The organism is Achromobacter sp. 2789STDY5608621, assembly GCF_001299375.1.
GTDB lineage: Bacteria > Pseudomonadota > Gammaproteobacteria > Burkholderiales > Burkholderiaceae_B > Achromobacter > Achromobacter insuavis.
In genome coordinates, this window is sequence record NZ_CYTU01000009.1 from 129,933 (window position 1) to 145,391 (window position 15,459).

General features: G+C 70.6%; 12 protein-coding genes. 3 read left to right on the forward strand and 9 right to left on the reverse strand.

Annotation, left to right across the window (positions count from 1 at the left end):
- Both AOZ53_RS12075 and AOZ53_RS12080 read left to right on the forward strand, forming a co-directional pair.
- Positions 1-2,360: TonB-dependent siderophore receptor (locus AOZ53_RS12075; protein WP_054487921.1), on the forward strand; the 2,360-nt coding region annotated here is incomplete at its 5' end.
- A gap of 9 nt (positions 2,361-2,369) precedes the next feature.
- The gene (locus AOZ53_RS12080) at positions 2,370-3,578 is read left to right on the forward strand and encodes a PepSY-associated TM helix domain-containing protein (RefSeq protein ID WP_054487923.1); all 1,209 of its coding nucleotides are present in this window, start codon (positions 2,370-2,372) and stop codon (positions 3,576-3,578) included.
- Here the strand turns inward: AOZ53_RS12080 and AOZ53_RS12085 are convergent.
- From AOZ53_RS12085 to AOZ53_RS12095, 3 genes are all read right to left on the reverse strand, one after another.
- The gene (locus AOZ53_RS12085) at positions 3,575-3,910 is read right to left on the reverse strand and encodes a 2Fe-2S iron-sulfur cluster-binding protein (RefSeq protein WP_054430232.1); all 336 of its coding nucleotides are present in this window, start codon (positions 3,908-3,910) and stop codon (positions 3,575-3,577) included. The genes AOZ53_RS12080 and AOZ53_RS12085 overlap by 4 nt on opposite strands.
- Before the next feature lie 78 nt (positions 3,911-3,988).
- Positions 3,989-4,576: an NUDIX domain-containing protein gene (locus AOZ53_RS12090; RefSeq protein WP_054430347.1), complete on the reverse strand. Its 588-nt coding sequence runs from the start codon at positions 4,574-4,576 to the stop codon at positions 3,989-3,991.
- Positions 4,577-4,693: 117 nt separating this feature from the next.
- Positions 4,694-5,713, reverse strand: a complete 1,020-nt coding sequence (locus tag AOZ53_RS12095) for a zinc-dependent alcohol dehydrogenase family protein (RefSeq protein ID WP_054487925.1) — start codon at positions 5,711-5,713, stop codon at positions 4,694-4,696.
- Between the two features lie 148 nt (positions 5,714-5,861).
- On the opposite strand from AOZ53_RS12095, the gene AOZ53_RS12100 reads away from it, so the two are divergent.
- Positions 5,862-6,782 (forward strand): LysR family transcriptional regulator, encoded by a 921-nt coding sequence (locus tag AOZ53_RS12100; RefSeq protein WP_054430237.1) that lies wholly within the window; start codon positions 5,862-5,864, stop codon positions 6,780-6,782.
- A 103-nt stretch (positions 6,783-6,885) separates the two neighbouring features.
- On the opposite strand, the gene AOZ53_RS12105 is transcribed toward AOZ53_RS12100, so the two are convergent.
- From AOZ53_RS12105 to AOZ53_RS12130, 6 genes are all read right to left on the reverse strand, one after another.
- Positions 6,886-8,139, reverse strand: coding sequence for an Hsp70 family protein (locus tag AOZ53_RS12105; protein WP_054487927.1), 1,254 nt, complete (start codon positions 8,137-8,139; stop codon positions 6,886-6,888).
- Positions 8,140-8,204: 65 nt separating this feature from the next.
- Positions 8,205-9,368 (reverse strand): RhtX/FptX family siderophore transporter, encoded by a 1,164-nt coding sequence (locus tag AOZ53_RS12110; protein WP_054430348.1) that lies wholly within the window; start codon positions 9,366-9,368, stop codon positions 8,205-8,207.
- Between the two features lie 44 nt (positions 9,369-9,412).
- A complete protein-coding gene (locus AOZ53_RS12115; protein WP_231690434.1) occupies positions 9,413-9,820 on the reverse strand; it encodes a cupin domain-containing protein in 408 nt (135 codons plus the stop codon).
- Positions 9,821-9,883: 63 nt separating this feature from the next.
- Positions 9,884-12,016 carry a TonB-dependent siderophore receptor gene (locus AOZ53_RS12120; RefSeq protein ID WP_156333365.1) on the reverse strand — a complete coding sequence of 711 codons (2,133 nt, stop codon included), beginning with the start codon at positions 12,014-12,016 and terminating at the stop codon, positions 9,884-9,886.
- A 179-nt stretch (positions 12,017-12,195) separates the two neighbouring features.
- Positions 12,196-14,328 carry a TonB-dependent siderophore receptor gene (locus AOZ53_RS12125; RefSeq protein WP_197286475.1) on the reverse strand — a complete coding sequence of 711 codons (2,133 nt, stop codon included), beginning with the start codon at positions 14,326-14,328 and terminating at the stop codon, positions 12,196-12,198.
- 202 nt (positions 14,329-14,530) lie between these two features.
- Positions 14,531-15,409, reverse strand: coding sequence for a helix-turn-helix transcriptional regulator (locus AOZ53_RS12130; RefSeq protein WP_231690604.1), 879 nt, complete (start codon positions 15,407-15,409; stop codon positions 14,531-14,533).
- Positions 15,410-15,459: the final 50 nt, after the last annotated feature.

Here is a 15,459-nt window from a genome sequence, read left to right on the forward strand (position 1 = left end):
CCCGCCGCTACGACATTCCGGCCGGCCCGCTGAGCGCCACCCTGACCCGCTTCCTGGGCGAATCCGGACTGTTCCTGGCCGGCTCGACCGAGCTGGCCCAGGGCCGGACCAGCCCCGGCGTGCAGGGGGTGTACAGCGCGCCGGCCGCGTTGCGGGCGCTGCTGGCGGGCACCGGGCTGCAGGCGCGCATCGGCGCGGGCGGCGGCTACACGCTGGAGCCCGCGCCGCAGCCCGCCCCGGGCGACGCCGCCGTGCTGCCGTCGATCACGGTGAACGGCAACCGCGAATCGCCGGTCGGACCGGTCAGCGGCTACATCGCCACCCGCACCATGGCGGCGGGCAAGGACGATTCCGCCCTGGCGGAGACGCCGCAGTCCGTGACGGTGGTCACGCGCGACCAGATGAACGACCAGGGCGCGCAGACCATCACCGATGCGCTGCATTACGTCGCCGGCGTCAACACCTCGGCCTACGGCGAGGACCCGCGCTATGACTGGATCACCATGCGCGGCTTCAACCAGTCGGTGTTCGGCATGTACCGCGACGGCCTGCGGGCCTCCGGCAGCAAGATCGGCATGCGCATCGACTCCTACGGCCTGGAGCGGCTGGAAGTGCTCAAGGGCCCCAGCTCGGTGCTGTACGGCCAGAATTCGCCCGGCGGCCTGATCAACGCGGTCACCAAGCGGCCCACCGACGACCCGCTGCACGAAGTGACGCTGGGCGTGGGCAGCCACGACCGCAAGCAGGCCCAGTTCGACCTGGGCGGACCGGCCACGGCGGACGGCACCCTGCTGTACCGCCTGACCGGCAACGTGCGCGACAGCGACACGCAGATGCGCTATGCGCCGGACGACCACGCCTACATCGCCCCCGCGCTGACCTGGAAGCCCAACGCCGACCTGTCGCTGACCGTGCTGGCCAACTACCAGCATGACCGCGCCGCGTGGGGCCTGTGGTACCCGCGCACGGGCACGCTGTTCTCCAGCCCGTGGGGCCAGATCAGCTCCAGCTTCTATCCGGGCGAGCCGGACTTCAACCGCTTCGACCGGACCCAGAAATCGCTGGGCACGCTGCTCGAGTACAAACTCGGCGGCGATGCCGTGTTCCGCCAGGGACTGCGGGTCGAAACGATGAACTACGACGCCAAGTACGTGCGCGGCCGCGCCCTGCTGAACGATGACTACGACCTGGACGAAAGCGGTCACCTGCTCTATCGCGACGCCAACCGCAATCAGCTGCGCTCGCGCGTCTACACCATGGACAACCAGCTCGCCTGGACCGCGCAGACCGGCCCGGTCACGCATCGGCTGCTGGTCGGCCTGGACGCCAGCCTGACGCGCTACAACGACCGCCAGTGGTCGGGCAGCGCCCCGGTGCTGGACATCCTGGACCCGCAGTACGGCCAGCCGATACCCGACCCCACCTCGCCCTGGGCCCGCGACGTCACCGCGCGCCAGACCGGCATCTACTTCCAGGACCGCCTGTCGCTGGGCGAACACTGGATCCTGCGCGGCGGCGTGCGCCACGACCGCGCCCGCACCGAGACGCGCGATCCGCTGGGCACGCTGGACCTGAACCAGCGCGACAGCGCCACCACCTACCAGGCCGGCGCGCTCTACCGCGCCGACAACGGCCTGTCGCCGTTCGTCAACTACGCCGAATCGTTCCAGCCGACGGCGCAGGCCAGCAAGGACGGCTCGCCCTACCAGCCCACCCGCGGCCGCAGCGTGGAAGCCGGCCTGCGCTACCAGCCGCCGGGCGAGCACATGATGCTGACGGCGTCGGTCTACGACATCCGCCAGAACAACGTGCTGACGCAGGATCCGAACGACCCGACCAACTCGATCCAGGCCGGGCAGGTGCGCTCGCGCGGCATCGAACTGGAAGGCACCTGGGAACCGACGCCGCAATGGTCGGTGCTGGCCAGCTACACCTTCCTGGATGCGAAGGTCACGCGCAGCAACACCCCCGGGCAGGAAGGCACGCGGCCGCAGGACGGTTGGGGCACGACCTCGCCGCGCCACATGGCATCGCTGTGGGTGAACTACCGGCTGGCCTCGACGGCGCTGCGCGGCGTGTCGATCGGCGGCGGGGTGCGCTACATGGGCAGCACGCTGGACTACGGCCCGACCGCGGCGGATCCGGACAACGCCTACGCCACCTCGGTCAAGACGCCCGCGTACACCGTGTACGACATGGTGCTGGGCTATGAGCCGAACGCGCACTGGCGCATGCAATTCAAGGTCGCCAACCTGTTCGACAAACTGTACGTGGCGAACCCATGCGGCGGCTCGCCCCTGAACGCCTGCTACTACGGTCCGCGCCGTACGCTGCTGCTCAGCACCACGTATCGCTGGTAGGTCGACGCGATGGCCCTGCTACGCCGCCTGCATCGCTGGGCCGGCCTGTTCCTGGCGCTGTTCCTGTTCGTGTCAGGCCTGACCGGCGCCATCATCTCGTGGGATCACGAGCTGGACGAATGGCTCAACCCGCAGCTGTTCGACGCGCCCGCCGCGGCCGGCGCCACGCCGCGGTCCGCGCTGGCGCTGGCCGACGGGCTGGAGGCGGCCGACCCGCGCCTGCGCGTGGCCTATCTGCCGCTGGCGGTGGAGCCGGGCCATGCGCTCGGCGTATCGGTGGTGCCGCGCATCGATCCGGCCACGGGACGGCCCTACCCGCTGGACTTCAACCAGGTCACGCTCGATCCGGCGACCGGCGCCGTGCGTGGCGCGCGCGAATGGGGCCGGGTGTCGCTGGCGCGCGAGAACCTGATGCCGTTCCTGTACAAGCTGCACTACACCCTGCACCTGCCCGATATCGGCCGGGTGGAACTGGGCACCTGGTTCATGGGCATCGTCGCGATCGTGTGGGCGCTGGACAGCCTGATCGCGCTGGCGATCTCGTTTCCCAGCCGCAAGGCGTGGCGCAAGTCGCTGTCGTTCCGGCTGCGCCAGGGGCGGCCCAAGCTGGTCTTCGACCTGCACCGTTCCGGCGGCGTGTGGGTGTGGGGCCTGCTGCTGATGGTCGCGGTGACGTCGGTGTCGATGAACCTGGGACGCGAGGTGGTGCGGCCGCTGGTGGCGTTCTTCTCGCCGCTGACGCCGGACATCTTCGCCCTGCGCCGGCCCGCGCCGCCCGCGGCGTTCCAGGAGCCGGGGATCACGCGCGGCCAGGCGCTGGAGATCGGCCGCGCGCAGGCGCGCCAGCGGGGCTGGACGCTGCCGGCCGGGGCCCTGTTCTACAGCGCGCCCTACGGCCTGTATGGCGTGAATTTCTTCGAGCCCGGCGACGACACGCCGTCGGGGCTGGGGCGCCCGTGGATCTACCTGGACAGCCAGAGCGGCCAGGTGATCGGCGACCGCGTTCCCGGCCGCGGCAGCGCCGGCGACCTGTTCCTGCAGGCGCAGTTGCCGCTGCACACCGGCCGCATCCTCGGCCTGCCCGGACGCATCCTGATGTCGGCGCTGGGACTGGTGACGGCCATGCTCAGCGTCACCGGGGTGTTGCTCTGGGCCCGCAAACGCCGCGCCCGGCATTCGGGGCAGCGCCAGGCGCCGCTGGCCGTCGCCAGGCCCTAGCGCCGCGCGCCCGTCAGCGGCCGCGGCGGCGCCGGCGGCGCGGGTTCCAGCGGCGCGGCCTGCAACGACTGGATTTCCAGTGGCGAACGGGCCTGCGCCACGCACGGCAGGATCCAGCCCTCTTCCTTCTCGTCGCGCGACAGGCCCGGCCATTCGATGCGGTAGGCGATCTCGCCTTCCAGCATCAGGCACATGCAGGCGCGACAGGTGCCGTTGCGGCAGGAACTGGGCAGCTTGATGCCGGCGGCCTGGGCGGCCGCCAGCAGGGTCGAATCGGCATCCGCCTCGAAGCGCAGGCCGGACGGTTGCACCAGGACGGGAAAGGCGGGCATGGTCGCGGGATCGTTCGTCTTGTGAAGACAGCGGCGCGGGCCGGCCTTCAGGGCAGGCCCTGGAAGGCCGAGGCCCGCTCAGGCGGGCTGCTCCTGCCAGTCCAGCTGCCAGGCGCCGGACAGCACGTTCTGCAGCCACAGCGAGCAGGTCAGGGTCTTGGCGTCAGTGACCTCGCCCTTGGCGCAGGCCGCGAACAGTTCGTCCGGATGGGCGCTGAAGACATCGAGGAATTCATCCTGGTCCAGCTGTTGCGGACCGGCGCGCAGGCCGCGCGCGAAGTAGATGTGGATGATCTCGGTGGAATAGGCGATGGCCAGGTGCAGCGCGCCGGCGCGGGCCCACTGGGTGGCGGTGTAGCCGGTTTCCTCGAGCAGTTCGCGCTTGCCGCAGGCCAGCGGGTCTTCGCCCGGATCGAGCTTGCCGGCGGGGAATTCGGTCATGACGCGGCCGATCGGATAGCGGTACTGGCGTTCGAGCAGCACGCGGCCGTCATCGAGCAGCGGAATCACCACCACCGCGCCCGGATGCACCACGTATTCGCGCGTCGAGGTGTGGCCGTTGGGCAGGCGGACGGTGTCGTTGCGGATCTTGAGGAAGCGGCCGTCGTAGGCGGCCTCGCTGGAGACGCGTTCTTCGAACAGATGGGAATCGGGCTTGTCGGTCATGGCGCGGCGTGGGAAGAGGCAGGCGCCGGCGCGCAAGGCGGCCGGCGCGAAGAGCTTGCAGCTTACCATCGGGCCCGTCATGACTGCGCCGATGCCGCGCCGCCGGCCACGCGGCGTTCAGCCGCCGACGCGGATCACGATCTTGCCGAAGTGACGGCCCGAGGCCAGGTGCTCGAACGCGGCCGGCGCCTCGTCGAATCCGTAGACGCGGTCGATCACCGGCGCGATGCGGGCGCGGTCGACCAGCCGCGTCACGTCTTCCAGCATCTTGCGGCTGCCCACGAAAATGCCTTCCAGGCGCTTGTTGCCGGCGATCAGCGCCAGCGGCGACACCGGCACCGAGGCGAAGCCGCTGACGCCGCCGATGATGCCGACCGCGCCGCCGTGGCGCACCGCCGCGATCGAGCGTTGCAGCGTGCCTTCGCCGCCCACTTCCAGCACCACGTGGGCGCCCTCGCCGCCGGTCGCGCGCAGCACTTCGTCCTGCCATTCCGGCGTTTCGCGGTAGTTGATCAGGTCATCCGCGCCCAGTTCGCGCGCCCGCGCCAGCTTGGCGGCGCTGGACGAGGTGATGATGGCGCGCAGGCCCGTCGCCTTGGCCAGTTGCAGGCCCCAGATCGAGACCCCGCCGGTGCCCAGCAACAGCGCGGTCTGGCCGGCGCGGGCGCGGCCGGCGACGAACAGCGCGTTCCAGGCGGTGACGGCGGCGCACGGCAGGGTCGCGGCCTGCTCGTCCGACAGGGAATCGGGAATGGCCACCAGGGCGTGCTCGGAGAAGACGACTTCGCTGGCCAGCACGCCGTCGCTGGCGGCGCCGGGCGCCCGCGCGGTGTTGGCGGGCGTGGGCTCGCCGTCGATCCAGTCCGGCAGGAAGGCGCCCATGACGCGGTCGCCCGCCTTGAAGCGCGTGACGCCGGCGCCCACCGCCAGCACCTCGCCGGCGGCGTCGGAAGCGGGCACCACGGGGCTGCCGGCCACCTTCAGGTAATCGCCGCGGGCGACCATCAGGTCGCGGAAATTCAGCGAGACGGCCTTGATGCGCACGCGCACCTCGAAGGGGCCGGGTTCGCGCGCCGCTCGCTCCACGCGCTGCAGCGAGCCGATGCCTTGGCCGGCGGTGATCTGGTATGCCTGCATGATGATGTCCTCTGGGTGATTCGGGAAACGCCGTCCAACACGGGACGGCGCGGTATGGGTACGATATATGGGAACCAGACTACCCAGTGGCGGCATTTATTCACTTGAATGTCGCCCCATTGGAACCAATACCCCGCAGGACACCCCCATGGCCACTCCCTACTCCCACGACCGCCTGGGCGGCATCGAGGTCTTCGTGCAGGCCGCCGAAGCCGGCAGCTTCGCGCTGGCGGCCGACCGCCTGAACCTGACGCGCTCGGCGGTCGGCAAATCGATCGCCCGGCTCGAAGCGCGGCTGGGCGCGCGGCTGTTCCACCGCACCACGCGCCAGCAAAGCCTGACCGACGCCGGCCAGGCCTACTACGACCGCTGCGTGCGGGCGCTGGCCGAGCTCTACGACGCCGAGGCGGAACTGGACAGCGGCCGGCGCGCGCCGCGCGGACGGCTGCGGGTCAGCGCGCCGCTGGTGTTCGGCCGCCACTGCGTGGCGCCGGTGCTACGCGAACTGGCCGCGCAGCACCCGCAGCTGCAGATCGACATTTCATTCAACGATCGCGTGGTGGACCTGATCGAGGAAGGCTACGACCTGGGCATCCGCATCGGCCCGCTGCCCGACAGCTCCAGCCTGGCGGCGCGCCGCCTGGGCCTGCAGACCATGGGCATCGGCGCCGCGCCGGCCTACATCGCCGCGCACGGACGCCCCGTCACGCTGGACGAGATACGCCAGCACGCCGGCGTGGTCTATGCCCACGGCGGCGTCGAGAAAGGCTGGTCGGTGATGGGACCGGATGGCCAGGTGATCCAGCTGCACCTGCCGCCGCGGCTGCGGCTCGACGACCTGCAGGCCATCGCCGATGCCGCCATCGCGGGCGCCGGGCTGGCATGGCTGCCGTGCTGGATGCTGACGCACTACGTGCGCAGCGGCGAGCTGGAGGTATTGATGCACGGCGACCGCATGGCGGCGCAGGACGTGCATGCCGTCTGGCCGCAGGCGCGCTACCTGCCGTCCAAGACGCGCGCCGCGATCGACGCGCTGGCGGCACAGGTGCCGGCGATGCTGGCGAAATAGCGGCCAAGCGGGCCGCGCCACGCGAATCGGCGCAACGCGCCACAGCCCGGCGCGGCCCGATGCCGGCACGCACGGTGGCGGACCGGCATCGCGGGCGGGCTTGTCAGTCGAACTTGCGGCGGGCGTCCAGCGCCAGGCCGGCGCCGATGCTGCCGAACAGGTCGCCCTCGACGCTGCGCGCCTGCGGCACCAGCGCCGAGACGCAATCGCGCAGGCGCGGCACGCGGCTCGAACCGCCGGTGAAGAACACCGTGTCCACGTCGGCGGGCGCGACGCCCGCGTCGCGCATCAGGACGCCGACGGTCTGCTCGATCTTCTCGATCAGCCGCGCCACGCTGGCGTCGAACGACGGCCGCGTCACCTCCACGCCCAGTTCGGGCGCGATGCGCGACAGGTCGATGCGCGCGGCGGGACCTTCGGACAGCGCGATCTTGGCCTCTTCGACCTGCACCGCCACCCAGTGGCCGGCGCGCTGCTTGACCAGGTTCAGCAGCAGGTCGATCTTGTCGCGGTCGCCGGCTTCGGCGCGGATGTAGGCAAAGTGTTCGGCGGCCTTGCGGGTGTAGGCCTGGTTGATGGTGTGCCAGCAGGCCAGGTTGCCGTACTGCGTGGACGGCACGTCCTTGCCGCTGCGCAACTGGCTGCCCAGGCCCAGCAGCGGCATGACGTGCGCCAGGCTGAGCTGCTTGTCGAAGTCCACGCCGCCGATGTGCACGCCGCCGTAGGCCAGGATGTCCTCGCGGCGATCCGGCTTGGCGGCGCGGCCCGGCCCCAGGCGGATCAGCGAGAAGTCCGAGGTGCCGCCGCCGATGTCGATGACCAGCACCAGTTCCTCGCGGTCGATCTGCGACTCGTAGTCGAAGGCCGCGGCCAGCGGCTCGAACTGGAATTCGATGTCGGTGAAGCCGACGCTGCGCGCGATCTCGCCCAGCGTGTCCTGGGCGGTCTGGTCGGCGACGGGGTTGTCGTCGACGAAGAACACCGGCCGGCCCAGCACGGCGCGCGTGAAGTCGCGGCCGGCGGCGGTCTCGGCGCGGCGCTTGAGTTCGGCGATGAAACGCGTCAGCAGCACGCGGAACGGGATCGAGCGGCCCTGCACTTCCGTCGAGCCATCGATCAGCGAGCTGCCCAGCAGGCTTTTCATCGAGCGCATCAGGCGCCCGTCGTAGCCCGCCAGGTAGTCGGAGATGGCCGCCCGGCCGTAGCTGACCTCGGCGTCTTCGTCATGGAAGAAGATGGCCGAGGGCAAGGTGGTCTTGCCGTCTTCAAGGGCGAGGAGCGCGCGCTGGTCGGGGCGGCTCCAGCCGACGGTGGAGTTCGACGTGCCGAAGTCGACGCCGCATGCGGTGGAAATCATGGAAATTCGGGGGGCTGAAAGCAAAACGGCGCACAAGTGTAGCCGCAACCGCCCGAAACGCCATGTCAGCCCGGGCGGCGCAGCGCCACGGCCACGAAAACCAGCGTCACGGCGGCGGCCAGCAAGCCGCCGGAAAAACCGGTGACGTACCCCATCCGGGCGGCCACGCCGGTGATGAGCGACGAGGTCAGGATCTCGCCCAGGTCGCGCGCGCTCTGGACCGCGGTCATGTCGGTGCCGGCCTGCGCGCCGCGCGCGGCAAAGCGCATCGCCAGCGTCATCATCGCCACCGAGGCCGCGCCGGCGCCAAAGGCGCCCAACGCCTGCGCCGCGTAGGCCGCGGCCGTCGGCTGCGGCGCCCAGCCCTGGGCCTGCGCCAGCCACGCCAGCGCCGCCGCGCCCGAGGCCGCCAGGCCAAGCGCCAGCGCGCCGCGCGCGCCGATGCGTCCGACCAGCCAGGCGCCGCCGCCGCAGCCCAGCAGCACGGTCACCGCGCCCCCGGCCATGCCGAGCCGTCCCACCGCCTCCACCGCCCAGCCCGCGTCCACCAGGAACAGCTTGGACAGGCCATAGCCCGCCACCGCCGTCATCGCCGACAGGAACGCCGCCAGCGCCAGCGCCCAGCCGCCCGGCCGGCGCGCGAAGCCGGCCAGCGTGGCGCGCCGGACGGCGGCGGGCAGCGCGGTTTCGCGCCAGCCCGACGCCATCAATAGGCTGAACGCGACCACCGCGGCCAGCAGCGCCAGCGCGCCGCCCTGCCCCAGCCAGCCCGCCAGCACCAGGCAGCCCGGCCCGCCGGCGAAAAAGCCGATCATGGTGCCGCCCACCTGCACCGCGTTGGCGCGCGCCAGCGCCTGGCCCTCGAAGCGCTCGGCGGTCAGGCCGTCGGTGGCGATGTCCTGCGTGGCGCTGGCCAGCGAGGCCAGCGCCATCAGCGCCACCACCCACGGCGCGCTGGCCGCGGACACGCCGGTCACGGCCACCGCCGCCAGGCACGCCAGCACGATGCCCTGCATCGGCAGGATCCAGCTGCGGCGCCGGCCCAGCGCCGGCCGGTAGCGGTTGTCGACGACCGGCGCCCACAGGAATTTCAACACCCAGGGCAGCCCCACCAGCGGCAGCCAGGCCAGCGCGTGCAACGGCGCGCCGTCGCGCCGCAGCAGCGTCGGCAGCGCCTCCATCGCCACCCCCAGCGGAATGCCCTGGGAAAAATAGAGCGCGCCGATCATGATGAACAGGCGCGCATTCGCGGTTTGCTTCACGTCGATTTCCTTCAAGCTTGCGTTGCCGCGCCCACGCGGCGGTGTTCGCTGCCCTGCCCGGGCGTGACGAACAGGATGCGGGCCGGACAGGCCACGTGCAGGCGGTGCCAGACGCCGCGCGGCACCACGGCGCCGCGCCGCGCGTCCAGCAGCACGTCGGTCTCGACGCCGGCCTCGTCCATCAGCGTCAGCACCACGCGGCCTTCCAGCACACAGAGCATTTCCTCGCCGGCCGGATGCCGTTCCCAGACGTCGCCGTGCACGTCGGCGTCGCTGGCCGCGGCCTTGATGCCGACCAGCCAGCCTTCGTGCGGCGCCAGGCGCCGCAGCCTGCCGATGTCGCGCATGCCGCCATCGCCGGCCAGCGCCATGAAATGATCGAGCCAGTCGAACACTGGCACGGGCGTCGTTGCAGCCACGTTGTCTCTCCTTGAAAAAAGGGATGGACGGCGCGCCCGCGCCATCCATCGATCGCACACCGCTCAGTACTCGGCCCGCAGGGTCAGCATGACGTTGCGCGGTTCGCCGTAGCGGTTGTTCCAGGCCGTGCCCGACAGGCTCTGGTAGTAGCCGCGGTCGAACACGTTGTTGACGTTCAGCGCCGCGGTCAGGTGCTTGTCGACGCGGTAGGCCAGGCGCAGGTCCACCAGCGCGTAGCCGCCCTGGCGCAGCGTGACCGGACCCGACACGGTCGAATAGCCGGACTGCACCTGCAGGCCGCCGCCCACGCTCAGGCGCCGCTGCATCGTCGGCAGCGCATAGTTGGTCCACAGGCGGAAGATGTGCCTGGGCGTGAAACTGGCGAAGGGCTGGCCGCCGGCCTGCGTGTCGGTCAGGTACTTGCTGGTGTTGAAGGTGTAGCCGGCCGCCACCGTCCAGTACGGCGTGATGCTGCCGCTGGCCTCGGCCTCGAAGCCGCGGCTGCGCACCTCGCCGCCCGCCACGTAGTAGCAGTTCTGGCCGACGCAGGGCCAGTCCGGATCCTGCTGCGCGCGGTTCTTCTGGCGGATCTGGAACGCGGCCAGCGATACGTTCAGCGCGCCGTCCATCAGTTCGCCCTTGATGCCGGCCTCGTAGTTGGTGCCGGTGACCGGGTCCAGCCCCTGGCCGTCGCGCGTCAGCTGGCTCTGCGGCTGGAACACCTCGGCATAGCTGCCGTACAGCGACCACTGGCGGTCCAGGTCGACGATCAGCCCGCCGTAGGGCGTGAATTCGGGATCGATGCGCTGGCGCGAACCGGGCGCGTCCTGGTTCCACCAGCTCATGCGTCCGCCCAGCACCAGCGTCAGCGGATCGGCCAGCGAGAAGCGCCCCATGCCGTAGACGCCCTGCTGGCGGGCTCGCGTCTCGCCCGGCGAGGTGTAGGGGCCGACGCCCGGCTCCGGCACGCCATGCGGGTCCCAGTCGAACACGTTCACCGGCACGCGCAGCGCCGGCGTCAGCTGGCCGGTGTACTGCTCGGTCGTGGTGCGCTGGGCATTGCCGCCGAACAGCAGTTCGTGGCGGCGGCCGAACAGTTGCACCGGGCCGCTGACATAGGCGTCGACGCTGGCCTGGGTGTTGTCGAACTTGTAGGCGCCGCCCATCAGCGCCGAGCCCAGGCCGGTCTGGCGGTCGATGGCGCCGTAGGCGCCGGCGTACTTCAGGTTGCTGTCGGCGGTGAGATAGTTGGCGCTGACCTTGGCGCTCCAGCCCTGGCCGAAGCGGTGCTCCAGATCCGCGAACACCCGCGTGGTGTTCCAGTTGAAGCGGTCCCAGGCCGCGTCCAGGTAGGTCGAGCGCTTCAGCCCGATGTCGCCGCCGTCCTTGTAGCGCGGCACGCCCGCCATGTTGGTGGTGGAGCGGATGCGCTGGTATTGCAGGCCGGCCGACAGCACCGTATCCGGGCGCAGGTCGACCTCGCCGATGCCGTAGAACAGCGCCGACTTCTGGTCCGCCACGTCGTAGAAATAGCCGCGGTCCTCGACCGCCGTGACGAGGCGGCCGCGCACGCTGCCGCTGTCGTTGAGCGGGCCGCCCAGATCGGCCTCGGCGCGGTAGCGGTCCCAGCTGCCGGCGCTGAGCGCGCCGCTGAAAGCGAACTCACGCTGCGGCCGCTTGCGCACCAGGTTGACGGTGGCCGCCGGGTTGCCGGCGCCGTGCAGCAGGCCGTTGGCGCCGCGCAGGATCTCGACGCGCTCGTACACCGCCATGTCCTGCGGCGACGCGGCCATGTTGCCCATCAGCACCGGCACGCCGTCCTGCTCGTACGAATCGACCTTGAAGCCGCGGGCGTAATAGGCGGTGGTCAGCAGCTGATAGGGCTGCACCGTGATGCCGGTGGCGTGCTGCATGACCTCGTCCAGGCTTTGCAGGTTCTGCTGCCGCATCTGCTCCTGGCCGATGACCGTGATCGATTGCGGCGTCTCGCGCACCGTCAGCGGCAGCTTGCCCATCGTGGGCGTCTGCGGGCTCGCCGCGGATTCACCGCTGACGGTGACCGCCGGCAGCGTCGCCGCATCGCCCGCCGCCTGCGCCAGCGCCGGCCCCGCCGCCGTCAACGCCAGCCAGACCGGCCAATGACGCGCCCCGCCCTTGCGCGGCCGCGCCGCCCCGTTCCTGAACCTTGATCGCACCGCCGTTCCTCTTTCCTGGTTGTTGAGAATTATTCTCAAACCATTCTAGGGAGCGGCGCGGCGCGCCACTGGCGATTGCGGAAGTCCCGCTATCGATTGCGGAAGTTTTTGCCGGCGAGGCGGCCGGCGCCGGTCAGGGCGTGTCGCGCGACGCGCCCTGACCGGCGCAATGACGGCGGTCAGTACTCGGCGCGCACCGTCAGCATGAAGTTGCGCGGCTCGCCGTAGTAGTTGGTCCAGTTGGCGTCGCTCAGGCGCTGGTAGTAGACGCGGTCGAACAGGTTGTTGGCGTTCAGCGCCACCGTCACGTGTTTGTCGACGCGATAGGCCACGCGCATGTCGGCCAGCGCGTAGCCGCCCTGGCGCAGCGTGATGGTCTTGGCCACGTTGTAGAAGCCCGATTGCACCTGCACCCCCCCGCCCACGCTCAGGCGCCGCTCGAGAGCCGGCAGGGCGTACTCGGTCCACAGACGGAAGATGTGCCTGGGCGTGAAGCTGGCGTAGGGCTGACCGCTGGCGCGCGTGTCCACCAGGTACTTGGTGGTGTTGAAGGTGTAGCCCGCCGCCGCCGTCCAATAGGGCGTGATGGCGCCGGCGGCCTCGGCCTCGAAGCCGCGGCTGCGGACCTCGCCACCGGCGACGGAGGGGCAGCGCTTGCCCACGCACGCCACCGACGGGTCGGCCTGGGACCGGTTTTTCTGCTGGATCTGGAACAGCGCCAGCGACACGTTGAGCGCGCCATCCATCAGTTCGCCCTTGGCACCGGCCTCGTAGTTGGTGCCGGTGATCGGATCGAGCATCTGGCCGTTGCGATCCAGGTCGGTCTGCGGCATGAACACCTGCGCGTAGCTGCCATACAGCGACCATTGCCGGTCCAGGTCGACGATCAGGCCGCCATAGGGCGTGAACCTGCCGTTGTTGCGCTGGCTCGCTTTGGGCGATTCCAGCCGGCTCCAGTCCATGCGCCCGCCCAGCACCAGCGTCAGCGGATCGGCCAGCGAGAAGCGGCCCATGCCGTACACGCCCTGTTCCCGTTCGCGGTTGACGCCCGCGGACTTGTAGGGGCCAACGTCGTAGCCGGGCACGTCGCGCGGGTGCCAGTTGAACACGTCCATCGGCATGTTCAACTGGGGGCTGGTGACATCGGCATTCAGGTTCTCGTACGAGGTCCGCAGGGAATTGGCGCCGAACAGCAGTTCGTGGCGCCGCCCGAACAACTCGACCGGTCCGCTGACGTAGGCATCGACGCTGGTCTGGCTGTTGTCGTACTGGATGCCGCCCCCAGACAGCCTGGCGCCCAGGCCGGTCTGGCGGTCGATGCCGCCATTGACGGTGAGGTACTTCATCTCGGAATCGGAACGCAGATGGTCGACGCTGATCCGCGCGCGCCAGCCGTGCCCGAAATGGTGGTCCAGATCCGCGAACACGCGCGTGGTGTTCCAGTCCGAACGGCTGCCGGCGGACTCCAGGTTGACAGAGCGTCGCAGACCGATCGGCGCGCCGTCCTTGTAGCGCGGCAGCCCGCCCATGCTAGGCGGCGGATGCGAGCGCACGCGGCTGGTTTGCAGGCCGGCCGACAGCACGGTGTCCGGTCCCAGGTCGACCTCGCCAATGCCATAGAACAGGCCGGTCTTCTCGTTCGCGCTTTCATAGAAGAAGCCGCGGTCGGCCATGACGCCGACAACACGGCCGCGCACGCTGCCGCTGTCGTTCAGCGGCCCGCCCAGGTCGACTTCGGCGCGATAGTTGTCCCAGCTGCCGGCGCTGAGTTCACCGCCGAAGGTGAATTGCCGCTGCGGACGCTTGCGCACCAGGTTGACGGTGGCCGAGGGATTGCCCGCCCCATGCAACAGGCCGTTGGCGCCGCGCAGGATCTCGACGCGCTCGTAGATGGCCATGTCTTCCGGCGCGGCGGCGCGGTTGCCCATCATGGCAGGCACGCCGTCCTGCTCGAAGGATTCGATCTGGAAGCCGCGGGCGAAGTAGGCCGTGGTCAGGTGATGATGCGGCTGCACCGTGATGCCGGTGGCGTGCCGCATGACGTCGTCCAGGGTTTGCAGGTTCTGCTGGCGGATCTGCTGCAGGCCGATCACGGAGATCGACTGCGGCGTCTCGCGCACGCTCAAGGGCAGCTTGCCCAGGGTCGGTTGCGGCGCGGCGGCCGCCTCGCGCTCGCCGCTGACCGTGACCGCCGGCAGCGTGGCCGCGTCCCGGGCGTCGTCGGCCAGCGCCGGCCCCGCCGCCAGCGCCAGCCACAACGGCCAATGGCCCGCCACCGCGATGCGCGCCGTGTTCCTGATGCGTGAACGCATGGGTACTTCTCCCTCTTCAATATCGAGAATTATTCTCATACAATCTCAGGGAGAAACCGCGACGCGCAGGCGTTCGCAAAGCCCTTGCTATGGCATCGCGGAACCTTGCCGGGCAAGGCGCAGGCGGACAGGCCGCCTGGAGCCATGACACGCGCGCTGCGCGTTGCCGCGGGGTGAAACAAGATGACGACAGGAAGCGCGTTCAGCGCCCGGCGGCCAACGCGCTGGGCAGCACGCCGTAGCGGCGCTGGAAGGCCTTGCTGAAGTGCGAGTCGGTGTAGCCGCAGGCGTAGGCGGCTTCCGACACGCTCATGGCGCCGGCGGCGAGCAGCGCGTGCGCCTGCGCCATGCGCTGCTCGCGCACGAAGGCGTAGACGCTGCAGCCGAACAGCTGGCGAAAACCGGTGGTGAGCTTGTTGACGTTGATGCCGGCGCGGCGCGCCAGCGCGGGCAAGGCGGGCGGATGCTGCAGATCGGCCAGCACCAGGTCGCGCGCATGGTGCAGGCGCTCGATGTCGGCGCGCGACAGGCCGGCCGCGGCGGGCGCCGCCGGCGCCGGTTGCAGCGCGGCCAGCGCCAGCGCGGTCAGCTCCAGGGCCTTGGCGGACAGGTACATGCGCTTGAGCGCGCCCTGCATCGGGCAGGCCAGCATCTGCCGGCCCAGCGCCTGCAAGGGCGCCGCCAGCCGCAGGTTGGCATCGGCATAGGCCGCATCGCCGCGCGGCGCGCGCAGCAGCCCCGCAATGTCGGCCGGTTCGAGCGACAGCGATTCGCGCAGATGGTCCAGCGAGGTGCGCAGCGACACGAAGCGCAATGCGCGGCGCGCGCCGAATTCGTGTTCCATGCGCAGCGGGTCGCGGCACAGGCTCAGGTGCAGCGAGGGGCCGCTGACCTGCGCGGCCGGCGCGCCCGGCACGCGATAGCGCAGCTCGCCTTCCAGCACCACGACGAGCTTCAGGCCCGGCGCCAGGTCCTCCAGCATCCGTTCCTCGCGCTCGAAACGCAAGGTGCCGCCGGCCAGCGACATCGCGGGCGTGGCGGCGGGAACGGTCCAGTCGAGTGCGGGGGGCGGGTGGGTCACGGCGGCGGACCCGACGCGGCGAGCCCTTTTATTGAGAGTGAATATTATTA